Origin of the sequence: Kitasatospora phosalacinea (assembly GCF_000717185.1) — a bacterium.
Taxonomy (GTDB): Bacteria; Actinomycetota; Actinomycetes; order Streptomycetales; family Streptomycetaceae; genus Kitasatospora; species Kitasatospora phosalacinea_A.
This window is the reverse complement of sequence record NZ_JNYE01000036.1, coordinates 57285-75533: the sequence shown is the minus strand read 5'-3', so window position 1 is coordinate 75533 and position 18249 is coordinate 57285. Positions and strand designations below refer to the sequence as shown.

Genomic DNA, 18249 nt, shown 5'->3' with positions numbered 1-18249 from the left:
GGTGGGTGGGGGACGCGCTCGCGGCACGGCGGGGCACGGCGGCACCGGGGCACGGCTGGGCGCGGGCACGGCGGCGCGACGACGGGCGCCGAGGGTGAGCGGTCGTTGGTGGTGCGGTCCGTGGTGGTGCGGAACTACCGGGCGGTGGGCGGGAGTTCGCCGGAGCCGCGGGGGATGAGGCGGGTGGGGACGGTGACGGTGCGGGCCCGGGTGCGGTCGCCGTCGAGGCGGGCCAGGGCGATCTCGGCCGCGGCGGTGCCGATGGCGGTGGGGTCCTGGGCGACGGTGGTGATGGCGGGCTCCAGGACCTCGGCGAAGGGCAGGTCGTCGAAGGAGACCAGGGCGACGTCGCGCCGGCCGGCCCGGGTGGTGCCCAGGACGGTGCCCATGGCGGCGAAGTTGTTGGCCGCGAGGATCGCGGTGGGCGGCTGCGGGTCGCGCAGCGCGCGCTGGACGGCGTCGGCGGCCTCGGCCTCGGTGTGGCCGTCGAGGACGAGCGAGCGGTCGTACGGCAGTCGGGCCGCGTCGAGGGCCTCGCGGTAGCCGGCGAGGCGCTCGCGGCGGGTGTAGAGGGTGGCGGGGCGGTCGCCGACGAAGGCGATGCGGCGGTGTCCGGCGGCGATCAGGTGGGCGGTGCCCTCGCGGGCGCCGTCCCGGTTGGAGCTGACCACGCTGTCGGCGGTCAGTCCGGTGCCGGGGCGGTCGAGGAAGACCACGGGCAGGCCGTTGCTGCGGGCGGTGCGCAGGTGGGCGTGGTCGGCGCCGACGGTGGGCACCACCATCAGCGCGCTGACCCGGCGGGCCAGGAAGGTGGCGGTCAGGGCGCGTTCGCGGGCGGGGTCGTCGGCGCAGGAGCCCATCAGCAGGGTCAGTCCGCGTTCGCGCACCGCGCTCTCGATGCCCCCGGCGACGGAGCCGAAGAACGGGTTGCCCATGTCGGGGATGATCAGGCCGACGGTGCTGTCCGGGCCGCCGACGCGGATGTTGCGGGCCATCAGGTTGGGCTGGAAGCCGAGCTTCTCGACCGCTGCCATGACCTTCTCCCGGGTCTCCCGGGAGGTCGGCCCGTCGCCGTTGAGCACCCGGGAGACGGTCTTGGCGCTCACGCCGACCTCCTGGGCGACGTCGGCGAGCGTCGTGCGACGGGGCGAGGCCATGGACCACCGTTCCGGCTTCGTCGGGCCCGGGCCCCGCCGCGGCGGGCGGGGCCCGGTCTGGTCAGTTCGGGCGGACGCCGGCCGCCTTCGCGGCGGCTTCGTCCGCCACGACAGTACCGCCGCCGTCCCCGTCGACGGTGAGCGCACCGGTCATGATCGCCACGACCTCCGACATGGAGTAGTCGGACGGCTTGATCAGGGCCTCGCGCCGTCCCATCCGGTGGACGTGGATGCGGTCGGCGATCTCGAAGACGTGCGGCATGTTGTGGCTGATCAGGATGACGGGCAGGCCCTTGTCGCGGACCCGGCGGATCAGGTCGAGGACCTGGCCGGACTCCTTGACGCCCAGGGCCGCGGTGGGCTCGTCCATCACGACGACGCTGCGGGCCCAGGCGACCGCGCGGGCCACCGCGACGGCCTGGCGCTGGCCGCCGGAGAGGGTCTCCACCGGCTGGGTGAGCGAGCGCAGGCCGATCTTCAGGTCGGCCATGTGCGCGGCGGCCTCCTCGCGCATCCGCTTCTTGTCCACCATCCGCAGGACGCTGCCCAGCGGGCCGGGCCGGAGCAGTTCGCGGCCGAGGAACATGTTGGAGGCGATGTCCATCGAGGCGGCCACCGCGAGGTCCTGGTACACGGTCTCGATGCCGTGGGCGCGGGCGTCCTGCGGCCCGTTGAAGCGGATCACCTCGCCGTTGAGGCGGATCTCGCCCTCGTCCGGGGTGACGGCGCCGGTGAGCGCCTTGATCAGGCTGGACTTGCCCGCGCCGTTGTCGCCGATGACGGCCAGCACCTCGCCGGGCAGCAGGTCGAAGTCGGCGCCGTCGATGGCGGTGACGTGGCCGTAGCGCTTGACCAGGCCCCGGGCCTGGATCACGGGGGTGGCCGTGGTGGCGGTGCTCATCAGCGGATCCTCTTCCGGGAGATCTGGTCGACGGTGACGGCGAGGATGACCAGGACGCCGGTGATCAGGGTCTGGTAGATGGAGGCGACGCCCATCAGCTGCAGGCCGTTGCGGAACACGCCGACGATCAGGGCGCCGATCAGGGAGCCCAGGACGCTGCCGCGGCCGCCGAACAGGCTGGTGCCGCCGAGGACGACGGCGGTGATGCTGTCGAGGTTGTCGGTCTGTCCCGCCTGCGGGTCGCCGACGCCGGTGCGGGAGATCAGCAGCAGCGCGGCGACGCCGTAGACCAGTCCGGCGATCGCGTACAGGCCGATGGTGAGGCGGCCGGTGCGGATGCCGTTGAGCCGGGCGGCCTCGGGGCTGTTGCCCAGGGCGTAGACGTGGCGGCCCCAGGAGGTGCTGCTCAGCAGGTAGGCGAACAGGCCGAACAGGCCCAGGGCGAGCAGTGAGCCGTAGGTGACGTCGGTGTCGCCGAGCGGGAACGTCTCACCGAGGAAGGTCAGTGCACGGGGCAGGTCGCTGACGGTCTGTTCGTTCGAGTAGATGTGGGTCAGCGCGAAGGCCACGTTCAGCATGCCGAGCGTCACGATGAACGGCGGCAGCGGGATCAGCTTCACCAGCAGGCCGTTGAGCAGTCCGAAGCCCGCGCACACCGCCAGGCCCAGGGCGACGGCCACCAGCGGCGGGACGGTGCCCTCGGCGGCCATCTTCGCGATCATGATCGAGCCGAAGGCCATCACCGCGCCGCAGGACAGGTCGATGCCGGCGGTCAGGATGATCAGCGTCTGCCCCACGGCCAGCGCACCGACCACCATCACCTGCTGGATGATCAGGGAGAAGTTCCCGCCGGACAGGAACTGGTCCGTCATCAGGGAGAAGAAGGCGCAGGCCAGGACGAGCGCGGCGAGCGGGCCCGCGATCGGGGCCGTCGCCAGCCGCCGCAGCCTCGACGGCCCGGTCAGGTTTCCGTACGGGACGGTGGATGTGGTCATGGAAGGTCCTTGCCGGTGAAGCGGATCGGGAGCGCCGAACGGTCGGCGTCACGACGGATGGGAGCGGTCCGGGCCGGGTCGGGGCAGGAGATCCGGCCCGGACCGCCGGTTCGGCGGGGCGCGGATCAGCCCCAGCAGTTCTCCAGGCCGTAGGCGGTGTCCTTGGCCTCCACGCCGGTCTGCGGCTCGTCGGTGACCAGGTTGACGCCGGTGTCGGTGTAACCGATGGGCTTCACACCGGACTTGGCGTACTCGGCGATGGCCTTGACGCCCTCGGACGCCATCACCAGCGGGTACTGCTGGGAGGTCGCGGCGATCTTGCCGTCCTTGACGGCCTGGGTGCCGGTGCAGCCGCCGTCGACCGAGACGATCAGGACGTCCTTCTCCCGGCCCTTGGCCTTCAGCGCGGTGTAGGCGCCCAGCGCGGCGGGCTCGTTGATGGTGTAGACGACGTTGACGTCGGGCGCCTTCTGCAGGCAGTTCTCCATCGCGGTCTGGCCCTTGGCCTGGTCGCCGCCGGTGTCCTGGGAGCAGACCACCGACGGGTCGCCCTCCGCGATGCCGAAGCCCTTCAGGAACCCGTCGTGGCGCAGCTGCCCGACGGCGACGCCCGGCGCGAGGTCCAGGGTGGCGATCTTGGCGCTCTTGCCCGCCATCGTGGCCTTGGCGTACTGGCCGATCAGCTCGCCGGCCTTCTCGTTGTTGGTGGCGAACAGCGCGTCGGTGCCGTCGGTGGGGTCGGTGGGGCTGTCGAGGGCGATCACCACGACGCCCTTGTCCCGGGCCTTCTTGATCGCGGGCAGGATCGCCTTGGAGTCGCTCGGGGTGATCAGGATGCCCTTGACCCCGGCGGCGACCATGTTCTCGATCGCCGCGATCTGGCCCGCGTTGTCGCCGTCGAACTTGCCCGCCGCGGTGCTCAGCGTGACGTTGTTCTCCTTGGCGGCCTTCTGCGCGCCCTCCTTCATCTTCACGAAGAACGGGTTGGTGTCGGTCTTGGTGATCAGGCCGACCTTGACCGCACCGCCGGAGGAACCGGCGTCGGCGGAGCCCTTCGAGCCGGAGCCGCACGCGGTCAGCGTGAGCGCCAGACCACCGGCCAGTACGACGGCCGCGGTTCTGGTCAGGGTGGTGCGAGAGGCGAGGGACATGGTGGCTCCTGGGGGTGCGGCCCGGGTGGACAGGGCGGGTATCAGCTGCGTCGGGAATGTCATCGTTGACTTATGTCATCGTTGACATCGGCTTGGGAGTGATGATGAAGTCTGCGCAACCCGGGCCACAAGCCCCCTCCGCGTAACGACTGGGTAACGCGGCCGCAATCACCCGCACCGTCCGGCGAAGAACCGGCCGGCCGGTCCGCCGGGCCCCAGAGCGTCCGGTTCGCCCTTGTCCTTCCTAGAATCCGAAAGGCGCAACGATGGCCCAGCGCCCGATCGCCGTCCTCGGGGAGTGCGTCGCCGACGCCTTCGCCGACGTCCTCCAGCCCCGCCCCGGCGAGCTCGCCCTGCGCGTCCTGCCCGGCGGCGGACCGGCCAACACGGCCGTGGCGCTGGCCCGGCTCGGCACCCCCACCCGCTTCCTCGGCCGGATCTCCTCCGACGCCTTCGGCGCGCTCTTCCGCGGCCACCTCGCCTCCTCCGGCGTCGACCTCTCCGGGGCCGTCGCCGCCCGCGAGCCCGGCACCCTGGCCATCGCCACCTTCGACGCGCACGGCCAGGCCCAGTACTCCTTCCACGCCGAGGCCACCGCCGACTGGCAGTGGACCGGGGCCGAACTCGCCGCCGCCCGGCCCGAGGACGCGGCCTGCCTGCACACCGGCTCGCTCGCCCTGGTCCGCGCCCCCGGCGACGAGCGCATCGAGGAGGCGCTGCTGCGCGCCCGCGGCGGCGCGACCGTCTCGATCGACCCCAACGTCCGCCCCCTGCTGGTCGATCCGGCCGTCTACCGGCAGCGGCTGCCGCGCTGGTGCGCGCTCGCCGACATCCTGCGCCTGAGCTCGGACGACCTGGAGCTGCTGATGCCCGGCGCCACCCCCGAGCGTGCCTGCGACGCCTGGCACCTCGCCGGGGTCCGGCTGGTGGTGGTCACCCTGGGCAGCCGCGGCGCGCTGGCCTCGCTCGACGGCGTCCGGGTCCTCGTCCCCGCGCCGCGGACCGAGGTCGTGGACACCATCGGCGCGGGCGACTCGTTCACCGCCGGCCTGCTCCACCGCCTCGCCCTGGCGGGCCGGTTGGGCGGCCGGCTGGAGCAGCTGACCGCGGACGAGGTGGCCGACGCCTGCCGGTACGCGGCCCGCGTGGCCGCGTACACCTGCTCGGTCGCCGGGCCCAACCCGCCCTGGGCGCACCAGCTGGAGTCCGTCCCCGCCACCGCCTCCCAGTGACGGCGTCCCCCCGCCCCTGCTCACCGAAAGCGACAGCCGTGAAGAAGACCCTGCTGGCCGAGTTCACCGCGAAGCCCGGCTGCGAGGAGCAAGTAGCCGCCCTGGTGGCCGACTTCGCCCTGCTGGTGCGGGCCGAACCCGGCAACCTCGCCTTTGACGTCCACCGCAAGGCGTCCGACCCCCGCGCCTACTGGATCTTCGAGGAGTACCGCGACGAGGCCGCCTTCGCCGCGCACCTCGCCGCCCCGCACGGGGCTCCGTTCAACGCCCGGCTGGTGCCGATGATCGAGGAGGACGCCTCCGTCCTCACCTTCCTGACCCCTGCGGACTGAGCGGCACCGACCGCCCGCCGAGCCGGAGCGAGCCGTCCACGACCGCTCCAGGAGGCGTCCGCCCCGCGGTGAGGGTCCGCGCGGGCGGACGCCGCGACCCCCGTGGCCCGGGCCGGTCGAAACGCGTGCTCCCGGCGGGGAGAGAACGAAATCGTCACGGACCGTTGACACGTCCGGCGTTTGGGAACAGGCTGAACGGCAGGTGCCAAATCGTTTTGGCAGAACCCGGGCCGGACGCGGGGCGTCCGCGTCGTGCTCATCCCGGCCGGGCGCGCCCGCGAGCACTCGGGTCGACCGGAGCCGGGGCGCACCCGGGGCAAGCCCGCAGGTCACCGGCTCGGGCACCGGGCCGACACGAGTGCGTAACGGTCCCTTGACAGCAGGCGCCGGATGCGGCGATCGTCGTCGCACCACATGGCCCAAACGTTTTGGCAGGTATGATGAAGCGCGTTGGAATCAAGGATGTGGCGGCTGCCGCCGGAGTGTCCGCGACGACCGTCTCCCACATCCTCAACGCGGTCGAGGGCAAGCGGATCAACCCCGACACCCGGCAGCTGGTCCTGGAGACCGCGGAGCGCCTGGGGTACCTCCCGAACAACCTGGCCCGCGGGCTGCGGCTGAGCCGCTCCTACACCGTGGGGTTCCTCAGCGACGAGATCGCCACCACCCCGCACGCCGGGCTGATCATCAAGGGCGCCCAGGAGGCGGCCGCCGAACTCGGGCTGCTGCTGCTCATGCTGAACACCGGCAACGACCGCGAGCTGGAGCAGAAGGAGATCGACCTGCTGCTCCAGCACCGGGTCGACGGGATCCTGTACGCCTCGATGTACCACCGGACCGTGGAGGTGCCCGAGCAGCTGCGCTCGGTGCCCACCGTCCTGCTGGACGCCCGGTCCGACGACCCGGCCTTCCCCTCGGTCGTCCCCGACGAGGAGCAGGGCGGCCGCACGGCCACCCGGGAACTGCTGGACCACGGCCACCGGCGGATCGGGTTCGTCACCAACTCCGACGACATCCCGGCCACTTCGGGGAGGCTGGCCGGCTACCGCGGCGCGCTCGCCGAAGCCGGCATCGGCTTCGACGCCGCCCTGGTGTCCGCCGACCTCTCCGACGCCCAGGGCGGCTACCGCGCCGCGCGCAGGCTGCTCGGCACCGCGCACCGGCCCACCGCGCTGTTCTGCTTCAACGATCGGATGGCCATGGGCGCCTACCGGGCCGCCGCCGAACTCGGACTCACCGTCCCGGGGGACCTGTCGGTGATCGGCTTCGACAACCAGGAACTCATCAGCGAGAACCTCTTCCCCGCGCTGAGCACCGTCGCGCTGCCGCACTACGAGATGGGCGCGCGGGCCATCGCACAACTCCAAGCCGTGATCGACGCACCGGAGCCCGCGGGCGCCCCGCGCAGCCAGGAGACGCTGCACTGCCCGCTGGTCCCCCGGGACTCGGTCGCCCCACCGCCCCGGCTCTGACCCCGGGACGGTGAAGCAACACCACCACGGCGACCGTCGACACCGGTCGCCAGGCGAGGCCCTTCCAGGACCCGCCCCATGACAATGGAGAAACCATGAGATCGAAGGCCAAGCGCCTCGCGGCCACCAGTGTAGCCATCGTCACCGCGGCCACCGTGCTCGCCGGCTGCTCCGGGAGCAGCGGATCCGGCTCCGGCGCGGACGGCGACACCCTGACCCTGTGGACGCACAACGCGGGCAACGCCGCCGAGTACAAGGTCGTCCAGCAGATCGTCGACGACTTCAACGCCAGCCAGGGCAAGTACAAGGTCAGGATCCAGGCGTTCCCGCAGGGCTCCTACAACGACGCCGTGGTCGCCGCCGCCTCCGCCAGGAAGCTGCCGTGCATCCTCGACGCCGACGGCCCCAACGTGCCCAACTGGGCCTGGGGCGGCTACCTGGCGCCCCTGGACATGAGCGGCAGCGAGACCGCGGTCGCCGACCAGCTGCCGAGCACCGTCGGCACCTACGACGACAAGCTCTACGCCTTCGGCCACTACGACGTCGCACTGACGATGTTCGCCCGCAAGTCGGTGCTGCAGGCCCACGGCATCCGCATCCCCACCATCGACCGGCCCTGGACCGCGGACGAGTTCACCTCCGCCCTCGCCGCCCTCAAGGCGAGCGGCACGTTCGAGCACCCGCTGGAGATGGGCACCGGCGGCAGCGGCGAGTGGTGGCCCTACGCCTACTCCCCGCAGCTGCAGAGCTTCGGCGGCGACCTCGTCGACCGCTCCGACTACAAGAGCGCCAAGGGCGCGCTCGACGGCCCCGAGGCCGTCGCCTGGGCCACCTGGTTCCGCTCCCTGGTCACCGACGGGTACATGGCGCAGAAGGGCGGGAGCAGCCCCAACGACGACTTCCTCAACGGCAAGTCCGCCATCGAGTGGGACGGCAGCTGGGACGCGGCGAAGAACGCCGAGAAGCTCGGCGACGACCTGGCGATCCTGCCCCCGGTCGACTTCGGACAGGGCCCCAAGATCGGCGGCGCCTCCTGGCAGTGGGGCATGAGCGCCACCTGCGGCAACAAGGCCGGCGCCCAGGAGTACCTGAAGTTCTCGCGCAAGACCCAGTACTTCGTGGACTTCGCCAAGGCCACCGGCACCATCCCGGCCACCGCCGCCGCCTCCGCGCAGATCCCCGGCTACCAGCCCGGCGGCCCCTACGAGGTCTTCACCCAGGAAGCCCGCAAGTTCGCCGTGGTGCGCCCCGTCACGCCCGCCTACCCGTACGTCTCCTCCGTCTTCGAGAAGACCGCCAAGGACATCCTGGCCGGCGCCGACCCGAAGAAGGCGCTCTCCCAGGCCGCGGACCAGATCGACGCGAACCTGAAGAGCAACAACTACTACGCCGGCTGACGGCCCCGCCCGCGCTCCTCCGGTGGAGGCGCCTTCCCCGCTCCACCGGAGCCCCCCTTCCCGTCCGGAGTCCCCGTGACCACCCTCCTCCCGCGCGCAGGCGCCCGGCCCCCGGGCCGCGGCCCGCGCACCGCGGCCCGCCGCCGCGAACGCCTCACCGCCCTCGGCATGGTCAGCCCCGCGGTCCTGCTGCTGCTGGTCTTCTTCGTCATCCCGGTCGTCCTGGCGTTCGCCCTGGCCTTCACCAGCGCCCGGCTGATCTCACCGACCCCCGCCCACTTCGTGGGCCTGCGCAACTTCACCCTGCTCTTCCAGGACCCGGTCTTCTTCCGCTCCCTGCTCAACACCGCCGTCTTCGCGGCCGTGGTGGTCCCCGTGCAGGCCGGACTCGCCCTGGCCCTGGCCCTGCTGGTCAACACGAAGGTCGGCGGCACCAACTTCTTCCGCACCGTCTACTTCGTCCCGGTCGTCACCTCGATGGTGGTCATCTCCATCGTGTGGATGTTCCTCTACCAGAAGACCGGGCTGGTCAACCACCTCATCGACACCTTCAGCCTCGGCCACCTGCACGGCCCCGACTGGCTGAACGACCCTTCCACCGCACTGCCCGCGATCATCTTCATGTCCGTCTGGCAGGGCGTCGGCTTCCACATGGTCATCTGGCTCTCCGGCCTGCAGACCATCCCCGCCGACCTGCACGAGGCCGCCGCCATCGACGGCGCCGACCGCTGGGCCCGCTTCCGCCACGTGACCTGGCCCGGCCTGCGCGCAACCCGCACCTTCGTCCTGATCACCATCACCATCGACGCGCTGCGCCTGTTCACCCAGGTCAACGTCATGACCCAGGGCGGCCCGTTGGACTCCACCACCACCGTCGTCTACCAGGCCGTCCACACCGGCTACGACCAGCAGCAGACCGCCTACGCCTCGGCGATCTCCCTGGTGTTCTTCGTCCTCGTGCTGGCCGTCTCCCTCGTCCAGCGCTTCCTCACCCGGGAGAAGGACTGACATGGCGACCACGCCCACCCCGGCCCCCGGCCCCCGGCGGCGGACCCTGCGCCGCATCCCCGGGCACCTGCTGCGCAGCGCGCTCGCCCTGCTCTTCGTCTTCCCCGTCGTCTTCATGCTGATCTCGTCGTTCAAGCCGGACCAGCAGATCTTCGCCGACCTCGGCAGCATCAAGGCGTTCCTGCCCGTCGGACAGCTGTCCCTGGACAACTACACCGCGGTCTTCGACCGGGTGCCGGCCGGCCGCTTCCTGCTCAACTCGATCGTCATCTCGGCCGTCACCGTCGTCCTGGGCATCGTGGTCAACAGCCTCGCGGCCTTCGCCCTGTCCCGGATGCGCTGGCCCGGGCGCCGGCTGCTGCTGGTGCTCATCATCGCGACCCTGATCGTGCCGTTCGAGACCTTCGCCCTGCCGCTGGTGTGGTGGGTCAACAAGCTGCCCTGGCTGGAGCTGAACGGCTTCCACCTGGCGCTCACCGAAGGCTGGCTCGACACCTACCGGGTGCAGATCCTGCCGTTCGTCGCCAACGCCTTCTCCGTCTTCCTGTTCCACCAGTACTTCCAGAGCATCCCCAAGGAACTCGACGAGGCCGCCCGGATGGACGGCGCGAGCTGGTTCGGCATCTACCGGCGCATCGTCATGCCGCTGTCCGGACCCGCCGTCGCCACCGTCGCCATCCTCACCTTCCTGCCCATGTGGAACTCCTACCTGTGGCCCCTCATGGTCGTCCAGGACGAGAACCTGCGCCCCGTCATGGTCGGCATCCAGTACTTCTTCCAACTGAACGTCTCCTGGGGCCAGATCATGGCGTACTCCACCATGATCACCGTCCCGGTGCTGGCCCTGTTCCTGGCCTTCCAGCGCTCCTTCATCAACAGCATCGCCTCCAGCGGCGTGAAGGGCTGACCCACCCTCCGCCACCGACCGAACGCCGCGCCGAGACGCCCGCCGGCGCCGTCCGCACCCATTCGAAGGACGCCCTTGTCCACCTCGCCCGCCGACCCGCACCTGCCCGCCGTCCACCTCAGGCCGCCCAGGAACTGGATCAACGACCCCAACGGCCTGGCCTTCCACGACGGCCACTACCACGTCTTCTTCCAGTACAACCCGCACGCGCCCGTCCACACCCGGGTCCACTGGGGGCACTACCGCAGCCCCGACCTCGTCACCTGGGAGCCCCAGCCGATCGCCCTGGCCCCGACGCCCGGCGGCTACGACGCGGACGGCTGCTACTCCGGCAACGCCGTCTCCGACGGCCCCCGCATGGTCGCCTTCTACTCCGCGCACCGCAACGACCGCTGGTGGCAGCCCGTCGCCTCCGCCGAGTCCCGCGACGGCGGACTCACCTGGCACAAGCGGCCCGACCTGCTGGTACCCACGCCCCCCGACGGCGCCACCATGTACCGCGACCCCTACGTCTGGCGCGAGGGCGACCGCTGGCGGATGCTCGTCGGCGCCAGCGTCGAAGGAGACCGGGGGACCGCGTTCCTGTACGAGTCCGCCGACCTCGAACAGTGGGAGCTCCGCGGACCGTTCCTCACCGACGACGACGGCCACGCTCCCGGAACGGGCGGCTGGACCGGCTGGGAGTGCCCCCAGTACGCCCCCTTCGGCCCGCGGGGCGTCCTGGTGGTCAGCCTCTGGGACGCACTCGGCGGCCCGCGCGACGTCCGGGCCTACGTCGGCGCCGAGAGCGACGGCACCTTCACCCCCGCCGCGCACCACCCGCTCGACCACGGCCCCGACTTCTACGCGCCCGCCCTGCTGCCCGCCCCCGACGGCCGCTGGCTGCTGTGGGGATGGTCCTGGGAGGCCCGCGACGCCGCATGGAGCGACGAGGCCGGATGGGCCGGCACCCTGACCCTCCCGCGCGAGGTCACCCTCACCCCCGACGGCCGGGTCCACCAGCAGCCCGCCCGGGAGGTCCTCCGGCTCCGCGGCCCCCGCACCGTCCACCTCCCCGAGCAGGCGGCCGGCCCGGAGCCCCTCGACCTCGGGGAGGTCGGCCCCGCCTTCGACCTGACCGCCCGGCTGCGCCCCGGCACCCGGGAACCCGGCGGGCTGCGCCTGAGCACCGCCCCCGGCGAGCACCTCGACATCACGCTCGACCCGGCCGCGGGCGAACTCGTCGTCGACCGCGACCACGCCTCCCTCGACCCCCGGGCCCGGCCCGGCCGGTACCGGCTGCCGCTGCCCCCCGGCACCGACCCCGGCAGCGGCGTCGACCTGCGCGTCGTCGTCGACGGCTCGGTCGTGGAGGTCTTCCTCGCCACCGGGGAGGCGCTCACGCTGCGCTGCTACCCCACCGGCGCCCCGCCCTGGCACCTGCACACCCTCGGCCCGGTGCACATCGAGGCGCAGGCGTGGAACCTCGTCCCCGGCAGCCGGACGGCCCCGCACGAGCACTCCGCGGCCCTGGCCGCGCCCGCGCACTGAACGCACGACGACGACGGCGGTGCCCCCGACCCCATCTCCGGGCCGGGGGCACCGCCGTCGTGCGCGTCAACGCCCGGGTGCGGCCACCGAACCGCGCTCCCGCAGCGGCATCGGGATCCGGTGCACCGCGCTGCCCAGCGGCTCCCCGCCGAGGACCAGCTCCATCGCGGTGCGGCCCATCTCGTAGTGCGGCAGCGCCAGCGTCGTCAACGCGGGACGCAGCCACGACGCGATGTCCTGGTCGTCGAACGAGACGACCGAGACGTCCTCCGGGACGGTGAGCCCCGCTTCCGCGAGGGCCTGGTAGGCGCCGAAGGACAGCCGGTCGGTCGAACACACCAGGGCCCGCGGCCGCCGCCCGGCCGCCAGCAGCGCCCGGGTCTCCCGGTAGCCGTCCTCGGCGTTCCACTCGCACTCGACGACCCCGTCCAGGGCCACCCGCTCCTGCCGCAGCACCTCCTGCAGCCCGCGCATCCGCTCGTTGCCGGCGAACGTCCCCTCCGGGGTCGCCGGGATCGCCTGGTGACCGCCGATCGCCCAGACCCCGTCCCGGTGCCCGGCGGCCAGCAGCACCCGCCCGGCCGCCCGGCCCGCCCCGACCTCGTCGGGGATCACCGACGGCGCGTCGAACCCCGGCGCCAGGCAGTTGAGCAGCACCACCCGCCGACCGTGCAGGTCCTTGGGCGGTGTGATGTACCTGGTGTACATGGACGCCAGGACCACGGCATCGACCTGGCGGTCCACCAGGGCGTTCACCAGCGCCGTCTCGGTGTCGGCCGAGCCCTCGCTCTCGACGATGAACAGCAGGTGGTCGTGCGCCCGGGCCACCTCCAGCGCGCCGCGGATCACCTCGCCCGCGAAGGGGGTCGTGGTGATGGCGTCGGAGACGAACCCGATCGTCCGGGTGACCCGGGTGCGCAGGCTCCGCGCCGTCACGTTCGGCCGGTAGCCCAGCGCCGCGGCAGCCTCCCGCACCCGCTCCTGGGCCGCCTCGGAGATCCGCATGTCGGTGCGCCCGGACAGCACGAAGGAGGCGGTGGTCTGCGAGACCCCCGCCTGCCGAGCGACGTCGCTCATGGTCACCCGTCGGTCGGTCAATGTCGTTCACCCCTGTGCGATGGTCCTCCGGCAACCCGCGTGGGGGCGACGATGCGGAGGAACGGCGGTGTCTGTCAAGTTCTGCGCGGTCGGTGCCCACCCGGCGGCGGCAGACCGCTGAGCGGCGCCGCACGGTTGCGTGCGGCGCCGCTCACCTGGTCGACCGGTGGCCGGTCAGCCGGTCATGCTGTTCATCTTCCAGACCGTCATGGACCGGACGACGGAGCCGTCTCCCCACAACTGCAGGCCGAGGGAGTCGTTGCGGACGTCGTAGGCCCGGGTGGTGATCGACTTGTACGAGTTCGCGTACGCCTCGACCATCGAGCGGTCGACGAAGACGTCCAGGGTGACCTGTCCGTTGTCGAGGACGAGCGGTCCGCCCTGCACGCCGAGGTTGCCGTCGACGTCGGAGTTGCTGCCGGTCCTGGTGCGGTCGACGCCGAACGTGCCGCCGTTCGCGGTGTCGTAGAAGAACCTGGTGCGCTCCTCGTCGCCGGGGCTGCGCAGGACGTCCAGGCCGAAGCGCTGGGCCGTCCCGGGCTCGAGGGTCAGGTGGACCTGGAGCATGTCGCCCTTGACGGAGGCGAGTTGCTGGTTCACGGCGGCGATGCCCGTCGGGCCGCTCACGTCGAGCAGGGGTGCTCCGGCGTGCAGGTCCGCGGTCTCGGCCACGGGGCGGATGCCGAGGTCGCCGTCGGGGCGCATGGTCAGTTCGACCGGCAGCCCGGCGTTGTGCGCCCACCCGGCGTCGTAGTGGGCCTGCTCGGTGCGGCGGTCCTGGGCGATGCTGAAGAGCAGCGACCGGCCCTTGCCGTCGACCGTTCCGCTGGGGCCGGTGAAGTGCTCGCCGTAGTCGAACATCCGCGGCGCGGTGCTGTCCGGCGTCCACGTGCGGGTCGCCGCGTCCCAAGTGCCCACCCAGTACAGGGTGTTCTTGCTGCTGTAGGGGCTCGGACCGCTGAACGAGGGGTTCACGATCAGCGCGTTGCGCTGCCGGCCCTGGGCGTCCTTGCCGATCGGCAGGAAGGTGGGCAGCTCCCACACCTGGCCCGACTTGGGGTAGGCGCCGACGTCACCCGTCATGAGCGGGCCGACGTAGGTCCAGTGCGCCAGGTCGGTCGAGGTGTACAGCAGCGCCGTGCCGCCGACGTCGGCGCCACCGGTGGTCTGGACGCCGGAGCCCACCAGCTCGAACCAGGTGTCGCCCTCCTTCCAGACGCTCGGGTCGCGGAACTCCCCGACGCGGACCTTGCGCCCGGCGCCGACGTTCGCGGCCGGGTCCTGCTGGGTGACCAGCTGCGGGTCCATCGCCCAGCGCACCAGGTCGGGGTCGTCGGGGTCGACCGGCCGCGCGGTGCCGACCGCCTGGTTGGGGTGGAGCGAGTCGTTGCCCGCGGTGAAGAACAGCACCGGGTTGCCGTCCTTGTCGACGGTGGCGCCGCCCGACCACACGCCGTCCGGCGCCACGCTGTCGGCGGTGGGCGCCAGGGCGATCGGCAGGTCCCGCCAGTGCACGAGGTCCGTGCTCACCGCGTGCCCCCAGCTGATGTCGTGCCAGTAGGGGCCGTGCTCGTTGTACTGGTAGAAGAGGTGGTACTGGCCCTTGACGAAGATCGGGGCGTGCGGCTCGTTCATCCAGTGGTTCGGGGCGGTGAAGTGGTACCCGGGGCGGTACTTGTCGCCGTCGTAGCGCGAGCGGTCCTGGGGCAGGTGCGCGGCCGGGATCACGCCGCCCGCGAACGTCGACAGCGTCGCGCCGTGCCCGTCGGCGACCTCCGCGGCGCTCAGGGGCCGGTCGTAGACCTTCACCTCGTCGATGAGGCCGCTGAACATGTTGACGGCGAAGGTCCCGTTGACGATCTCGGGCTGGTTGTGGCGCCCGATCAGCAGCGGCACCTGCGCGGCCTGCAGGCTCACCCCCGCGGGAACGGCGCTCTGCGCCACCTGGGTCCCGTTGAGGTACAGGGTCATGGTGCCGCGCGCCGAGTCGAACGTGGCGACCAGGTGCGCCCACCGGCCGACGGTGAGCGCGGCCGACTGCGGGGCGCTGACCTCCCGCCAGGCGTCGCCGGTGCCGACACCGAGCTTCCACACGCCGTGGCGTCCCACCCCCAGGGAGAAGCCGAGGCGGGCCCCGGCGTCCTGCTGGTTGACGATCGCCGAGACCTTCCCGCCGTCGCCCCACTCGAAGCCCTGCGGAGCGACCCAGGTGTCGACGGTCAGCCCGCCGGGCGACAGCGGCACGGAGGAGGCGCTGCGGCTGACCCAGGTCGAGTAGCCGTCGAACTTCAGGGCGCCGGACAGGGCGCCGTCACCGGCGGCGGCGGGCTGCCACAGCGGGTCGCTGTTCGGCTTGTACACCGCGTTGTTGAACACGTAGCTGATCGGGTCGGCCTGGTGGCTGACCTGCTCCACCGTGCTCTTCCCCTTGTTCTCGGAGTCGAGTCCGTTGCGGACGTCGTCGAGGTTGATGTGGCCCCAGCCGCCGGTGGCCTGGTCGACGACCTTGATGCGCAGTTGCTGGCCGATGCGGTCGCGCACGTCCCAGGTGACGCGGCGGTACGTCTCGCTGTTCGTGCCGGTGGTCTTCTGCAGGACGGTGCCGTCGGCGGTGGTCAAGGCGACGTACAGGCTGTTCTTGAAGCCCCACAGGTGGTAGGTGCCCTGCTGGTTGAAGCAGCAGCCCCAGCCCCAGCCGGTCTCCGAGGTGGCACCGCCCTGGAAGGCGTTGCCCGTCGCCGTCCACCCCGACAGGTCACCCGTCTCGAACCCGGGGTTCACCAGGACCGAGGCACCGGGCTGGTCGAGTCCGTTGCGTCGAGTCCGTTGCGGACGTCGTCGAGGTTGATGTGGCCCCAGCCGCCGGTGGCCTGGTCGACGACCTTGATGCGCAGTTGCTGGCCGATGCGGTCGCGTGCGTCCCACTTGAAGCCCCACAGGTGGTAGGTGCCCTGCTGGTTGAAGCAGCAGCCCCAGCCCCAGCCGGTCTCCGAGGTGGCACCGCCCTGGAAGGCGTTGCCCGTGGCGGTCCACCCGCTCAGGTCACCCGTCTCGAACCCCGGATTGACCAGGTCGCCCGTGGCGGCGACGGCCTGGTGGGCGGTCAGCACCGAGCCCATGGGCAGGCAGAACAGCAGCGCGAGCAGGAGGCGCAGGACGACGTTGCGCCCCGGTGGAGCCGAGTGTCTACGCACGAGGTTCCCTCCGCGTTTCTGGCGTGCTAAATCGAATCTCCATGGCCGCCGATGCTGGTGGCGTCGCGCTTGCTAATACAAGTGCCTTGGCGCGACTGTTTGCCCATTCGTTATGACTGATGGGGCGTCAGATAGCTTGGTAATTCGATTTAGCTCTGCCGTGTGCGGGCTGCTGTCGCCGAGCTGTGCCGTGCCCAGGCCTGCCCGGCCTCCGGTCGGGACGGCGCGTCTGGTGCTCAGGTCGAAGCGCGCGTACCAGAGCGCCGCGATGATCAGACCGGCGTGCGCGAAGACGGGAAGCCCCGCCTCGCGGCCGGTGACCGCTACTGCAGGAGGCCGGTGGAGGCGCCGACGCAACGGGTCCGTCGCTGACGAAGAACACTGCCGAGGCGTGCTTCTGCACCGGAGGGCCGAACGCCCGTCCGGTTCGGTGGGGCGAGACTGTCGTCGAGGACCAGGACGGCCATCGTCTGACGGGGCCGTGGCCGACCGGCCTGCACAGCACCTTCCTCGACCCGCAACGTGCTGTGCAGTGCGGGAAGAGTACGCGTCCCGGTCTCAGAGGGGCTCCCGGGCATGCCTGTACGTTCATGCGGTGACGCGACTGGGTCTGTCCCTGTGGCGACGAACGTCAGGTGACATCGCCCGACTGTCGGCGGGGCGGGAGCTCCGGGAGCCCGATCAGGGCGTCGATGCCGAGGTGTTCGAGGCGCAGGGCCGTGGGGTTGCGGCCGTCGACCAGGTCCAGGCACCGGCCGTTGCGGTGGGCGGTCTCCCGGCTGGACCTGCCGTGCCGGGAGGTGGTGACGAGGACGCCGCGGGCGGCCTGCTCGTCCTGGGGCGGGCCGGGCGGATCCAACCTCGTTCCGTCCAGGACGAGTTCGGGGAAGTCCGCGTGCTCGACCACCATGCTCACCGCGCACGGGTGCACCGGCCGCCCGAAGCCGGAGCCGGCTGCCCGCCCGCCCTCCGCGACCGTGCCGTCTCCACCGCGTTGCGCCACTGCGGCGCGGCGGCGCAGTCCGCGGGGCGGTGCGCGTCGTGGCCGTCACGGCATGACGGCGCGGGGCGGTCGGGCAGGTGTGCTGCCCGACTGCCCCGCGCCGTTCGGGCCGGTGGTCAGCGCCAGGTGTCGTCGGCGGTGAAGGAGCCGGTGGCCGGGGTGGTCGCGGTGCGGTTGTCGCCGCTCTCCCAGATCACGGTGCCGTCGGGGTTCTTGATGAGGTACTTGTACGCGATCGGGGTGCCGGCGGGCAGCTGCAGGTTGGCGGTCCAGACCGGGTAGCTGGTGCCGTCCGTGGTCAGCGGGAGGGCCTTCGCCGGGTCCCAGCCGCCGAGTTCGGCGATGTCGCCCGAGAGGTAGAGGTTCTGTCCGTAGGTGGTGGTGGCGGTGGCGTGGAAGACCGCGGCCACGGGTGCGGGGGTGCAGGTCAGCAGGCCCGTCACGTAGTTCATGTCGGTGCCGTAGCCGTCGAAGGTGGCCCAGGCGCCGGGCTGGACGGTCTGGCAGGCGCTGCTCTGGCCGTTGGTGTACTGGACGCTGATGCTGACGGCGGTGGAGCAGTTGTTGGCGACCTGGGTGTAGCGCCAGCTGGAGTAGTACTGCACGCAGGCCGGCGGCGCGGTGCCCTCGGTGGCCGAGGCGGACGGCGCGGCGGCCAGTGGCGCCAGGAGGCCGACCGCTCCGGCGGCGGCGAGAACGAACGGACGTGAGACGCGGGTGCGGGAGAACGGGTTCGTCATGCCTGAAGCCTGGCCGGGAGCCACCTCCTTGCGCAATTTGATGAAAACTTTTTCAGACTGATGCCCGGGGGAGTGAACTCGGCTTGAATTCCACGTGAACTGGCTGGTCGTCAGGGTTTTCCAGGTCCGCGC

At 71.8% G+C, this 18249-nt stretch carries 16 protein-coding genes; 7 read left to right on the top strand and 9 right to left on the bottom strand.

The window, feature by feature from the left end; all coding sequences use genetic code 11:
- Nucleotides 1–134: 134 nt before the first annotated feature.
- From OO57_RS17445 to OO57_RS17430, 4 genes are all read right to left on the bottom strand, one after another.
- Nucleotides 135–1157, bottom strand: a complete 1023-nt coding sequence (locus tag OO57_RS17445) for a LacI family DNA-binding transcriptional regulator (RefSeq protein ID WP_033253413.1) — start codon at nucleotides 1155–1157, stop codon at nucleotides 135–137.
- A 61-nt stretch (nucleotides 1158–1218) separates the two neighbouring features.
- Nucleotides 1219–2058 (bottom strand): ATP-binding cassette domain-containing protein, encoded by an 840-nt coding sequence (locus OO57_RS17440; RefSeq protein ID WP_033253412.1) that lies wholly within the window; start codon nucleotides 2056–2058, stop codon nucleotides 1219–1221.
- Nucleotides 2058–3053 carry an ABC transporter permease gene (locus OO57_RS17435; RefSeq protein ID WP_033253411.1) on the bottom strand — a complete coding sequence of 332 codons (996 nt, stop codon included), beginning with the start codon at nucleotides 3051–3053 and terminating at the stop codon, nucleotides 2058–2060. Before OO57_RS17435 ends, OO57_RS17440 begins: the two co-directional genes overlap by 1 nt.
- 125 nt (nucleotides 3054–3178) lie before the next feature.
- Complete coding sequence (locus OO57_RS17430; protein WP_033253410.1) at nucleotides 3179–4204, bottom strand: sugar ABC transporter substrate-binding protein; 1026 nt, start codon at nucleotides 4202–4204, stop codon at nucleotides 3179–3181.
- A gap of 266 nt (nucleotides 4205–4470) precedes the next feature.
- Here OO57_RS17430 and OO57_RS17425 point away from each other — a divergent pair, with 266 nt between their 5' ends.
- The 7 genes from OO57_RS17425 to OO57_RS17395 all read left to right on the top strand — a co-directional run bounded on the left by OO57_RS17425 (nucleotide 4471) and on the right by OO57_RS17395 (nucleotide 12082).
- Nucleotides 4471–5436: a carbohydrate kinase family protein gene (locus OO57_RS17425; RefSeq protein WP_033253409.1), complete on the top strand. Its 966-nt coding sequence runs from the start codon at nucleotides 4471–4473 to the stop codon at nucleotides 5434–5436.
- 38 nt (nucleotides 5437–5474) lie between these two features.
- Nucleotides 5475–5768, top strand: a complete 294-nt coding sequence (locus OO57_RS17420) for a putative quinol monooxygenase (RefSeq protein WP_033253408.1) — start codon at nucleotides 5475–5477, stop codon at nucleotides 5766–5768.
- A 464-nt stretch (nucleotides 5769–6232) separates the two neighbouring features.
- Nucleotides 6233–7240 carry a LacI family DNA-binding transcriptional regulator gene (locus OO57_RS17415; RefSeq protein WP_234337375.1) on the top strand — a complete coding sequence of 336 codons (1008 nt, stop codon included), beginning with the start codon at nucleotides 6233–6235 and terminating at the stop codon, nucleotides 7238–7240.
- A 95-nt stretch (nucleotides 7241–7335) separates the two neighbouring features.
- Nucleotides 7336–8637, top strand: coding sequence for an ABC transporter substrate-binding protein (locus tag OO57_RS17410; protein ID WP_033253406.1), 1302 nt, complete (start codon nucleotides 7336–7338; stop codon nucleotides 8635–8637).
- Nucleotides 8638–8712: 75 nt separating this feature from the next.
- A complete protein-coding gene (locus OO57_RS17405; RefSeq protein ID WP_033253405.1) occupies nucleotides 8713–9645 on the top strand; it encodes a carbohydrate ABC transporter permease in 933 nt (310 codons plus the stop codon).
- A 1-nt stretch (nucleotide 9646) separates the two neighbouring features.
- A complete protein-coding gene (locus tag OO57_RS17400; RefSeq protein ID WP_081973747.1) occupies nucleotides 9647–10552 on the top strand; it encodes a carbohydrate ABC transporter permease in 906 nt (301 codons plus the stop codon).
- 75 nt (nucleotides 10553–10627) lie between these two features.
- Nucleotides 10628–12082 (top strand): glycoside hydrolase family 32 protein, encoded by a 1455-nt coding sequence (locus OO57_RS17395; RefSeq protein WP_051777834.1) that lies wholly within the window; start codon nucleotides 10628–10630, stop codon nucleotides 12080–12082.
- A 66-nt stretch (nucleotides 12083–12148) separates the two neighbouring features.
- On the opposite strand, the gene OO57_RS17390 is transcribed toward OO57_RS17395, so the two are convergent.
- The 5 genes from OO57_RS17390 to OO57_RS40415 form a co-directional block, all read right to left on the bottom strand.
- Entirely contained in the window at nucleotides 12149–13159 is a 1011-nt protein-coding gene (locus OO57_RS17390) for a LacI family DNA-binding transcriptional regulator (protein WP_199811275.1), read from the bottom strand.
- A gap of 195 nt (nucleotides 13160–13354) precedes the next feature.
- Nucleotides 13355–15961 carry a GH32 C-terminal domain-containing protein gene (locus tag OO57_RS17385; protein WP_051777831.1) on the bottom strand — a complete coding sequence of 869 codons (2607 nt, stop codon included), beginning with the start codon at nucleotides 15959–15961 and terminating at the stop codon, nucleotides 13355–13357.
- Entirely contained in the window at nucleotides 15958–16374 is a 417-nt protein-coding gene (locus OO57_RS42640; protein ID WP_033253403.1) for a hypothetical protein, read from the bottom strand. The genes OO57_RS17385 and OO57_RS42640 overlap by 4 nt, the downstream gene beginning before the upstream one ends.
- 631 nt (nucleotides 16375–17005) lie before the next feature.
- On the bottom strand, nucleotides 17006–17290 hold the full coding sequence (locus tag OO57_RS17375; protein ID WP_158715145.1) for a hypothetical protein: 285 nt from the start codon (nucleotides 17288–17290) through the stop codon (nucleotides 17006–17008).
- Nucleotides 17291–17493: 203 nt separating this feature from the next.
- On the bottom strand, nucleotides 17494–18117 hold the full coding sequence (locus tag OO57_RS40415) for a carbohydrate-binding module family 20 domain-containing protein (protein WP_063737585.1): 624 nt from the start codon (nucleotides 18115–18117) through the stop codon (nucleotides 17494–17496).
- Nucleotides 18118–18249 lie beyond the last annotated feature (132 nt).

Coding starts and splice junctions, on each gene's coding strand:
- OO57_RS17445 (WP_033253413.1), bottom strand. CDS start 1,157: ATGGCCTCGCCCCGTCGCACGACGCTCGCCGACGTCGCCCAGGAGGTC.
- OO57_RS17440 (WP_033253412.1), bottom strand. CDS start 2,058: ATGAGCACCGCCACCACGGCCACCCCCGTGATCCAGGCCCGGGGCCTG.
- OO57_RS17435 (WP_033253411.1), bottom strand. CDS start 3,053: ATGACCACATCCACCGTCCCGTACGGAAACCTGACCGGGCCGTCGAGG.
- OO57_RS17430 (WP_033253410.1), bottom strand. CDS start 4,204: ATGTCCCTCGCCTCTCGCACCACCCTGACCAGAACCGCGGCCGTCGTA.
- OO57_RS17425 (WP_033253409.1), top strand. CDS start 4,471: ATGGCCCAGCGCCCGATCGCCGTCCTCGGGGAGTGCGTCGCCGACGCC.
- OO57_RS17410 (WP_033253406.1), top strand. CDS start 7,336: ATGAGATCGAAGGCCAAGCGCCTCGCGGCCACCAGTGTAGCCATCGTC.
- OO57_RS17400 (WP_081973747.1), top strand. CDS start 9,647: ATGGCGACCACGCCCACCCCGGCCCCCGGCCCCCGGCGGCGGACCCTG.
- OO57_RS17390 (WP_199811275.1), bottom strand. CDS start 13,159: ATGAGCGACGTCGCTCGGCAGGCGGGGGTCTCGCAGACCACCGCCTCC.
- OO57_RS40415 (WP_063737585.1), bottom strand. CDS start 18,117: ATGACGAACCCGTTCTCCCGCACCCGCGTCTCACGTCCGTTCGTTCTC.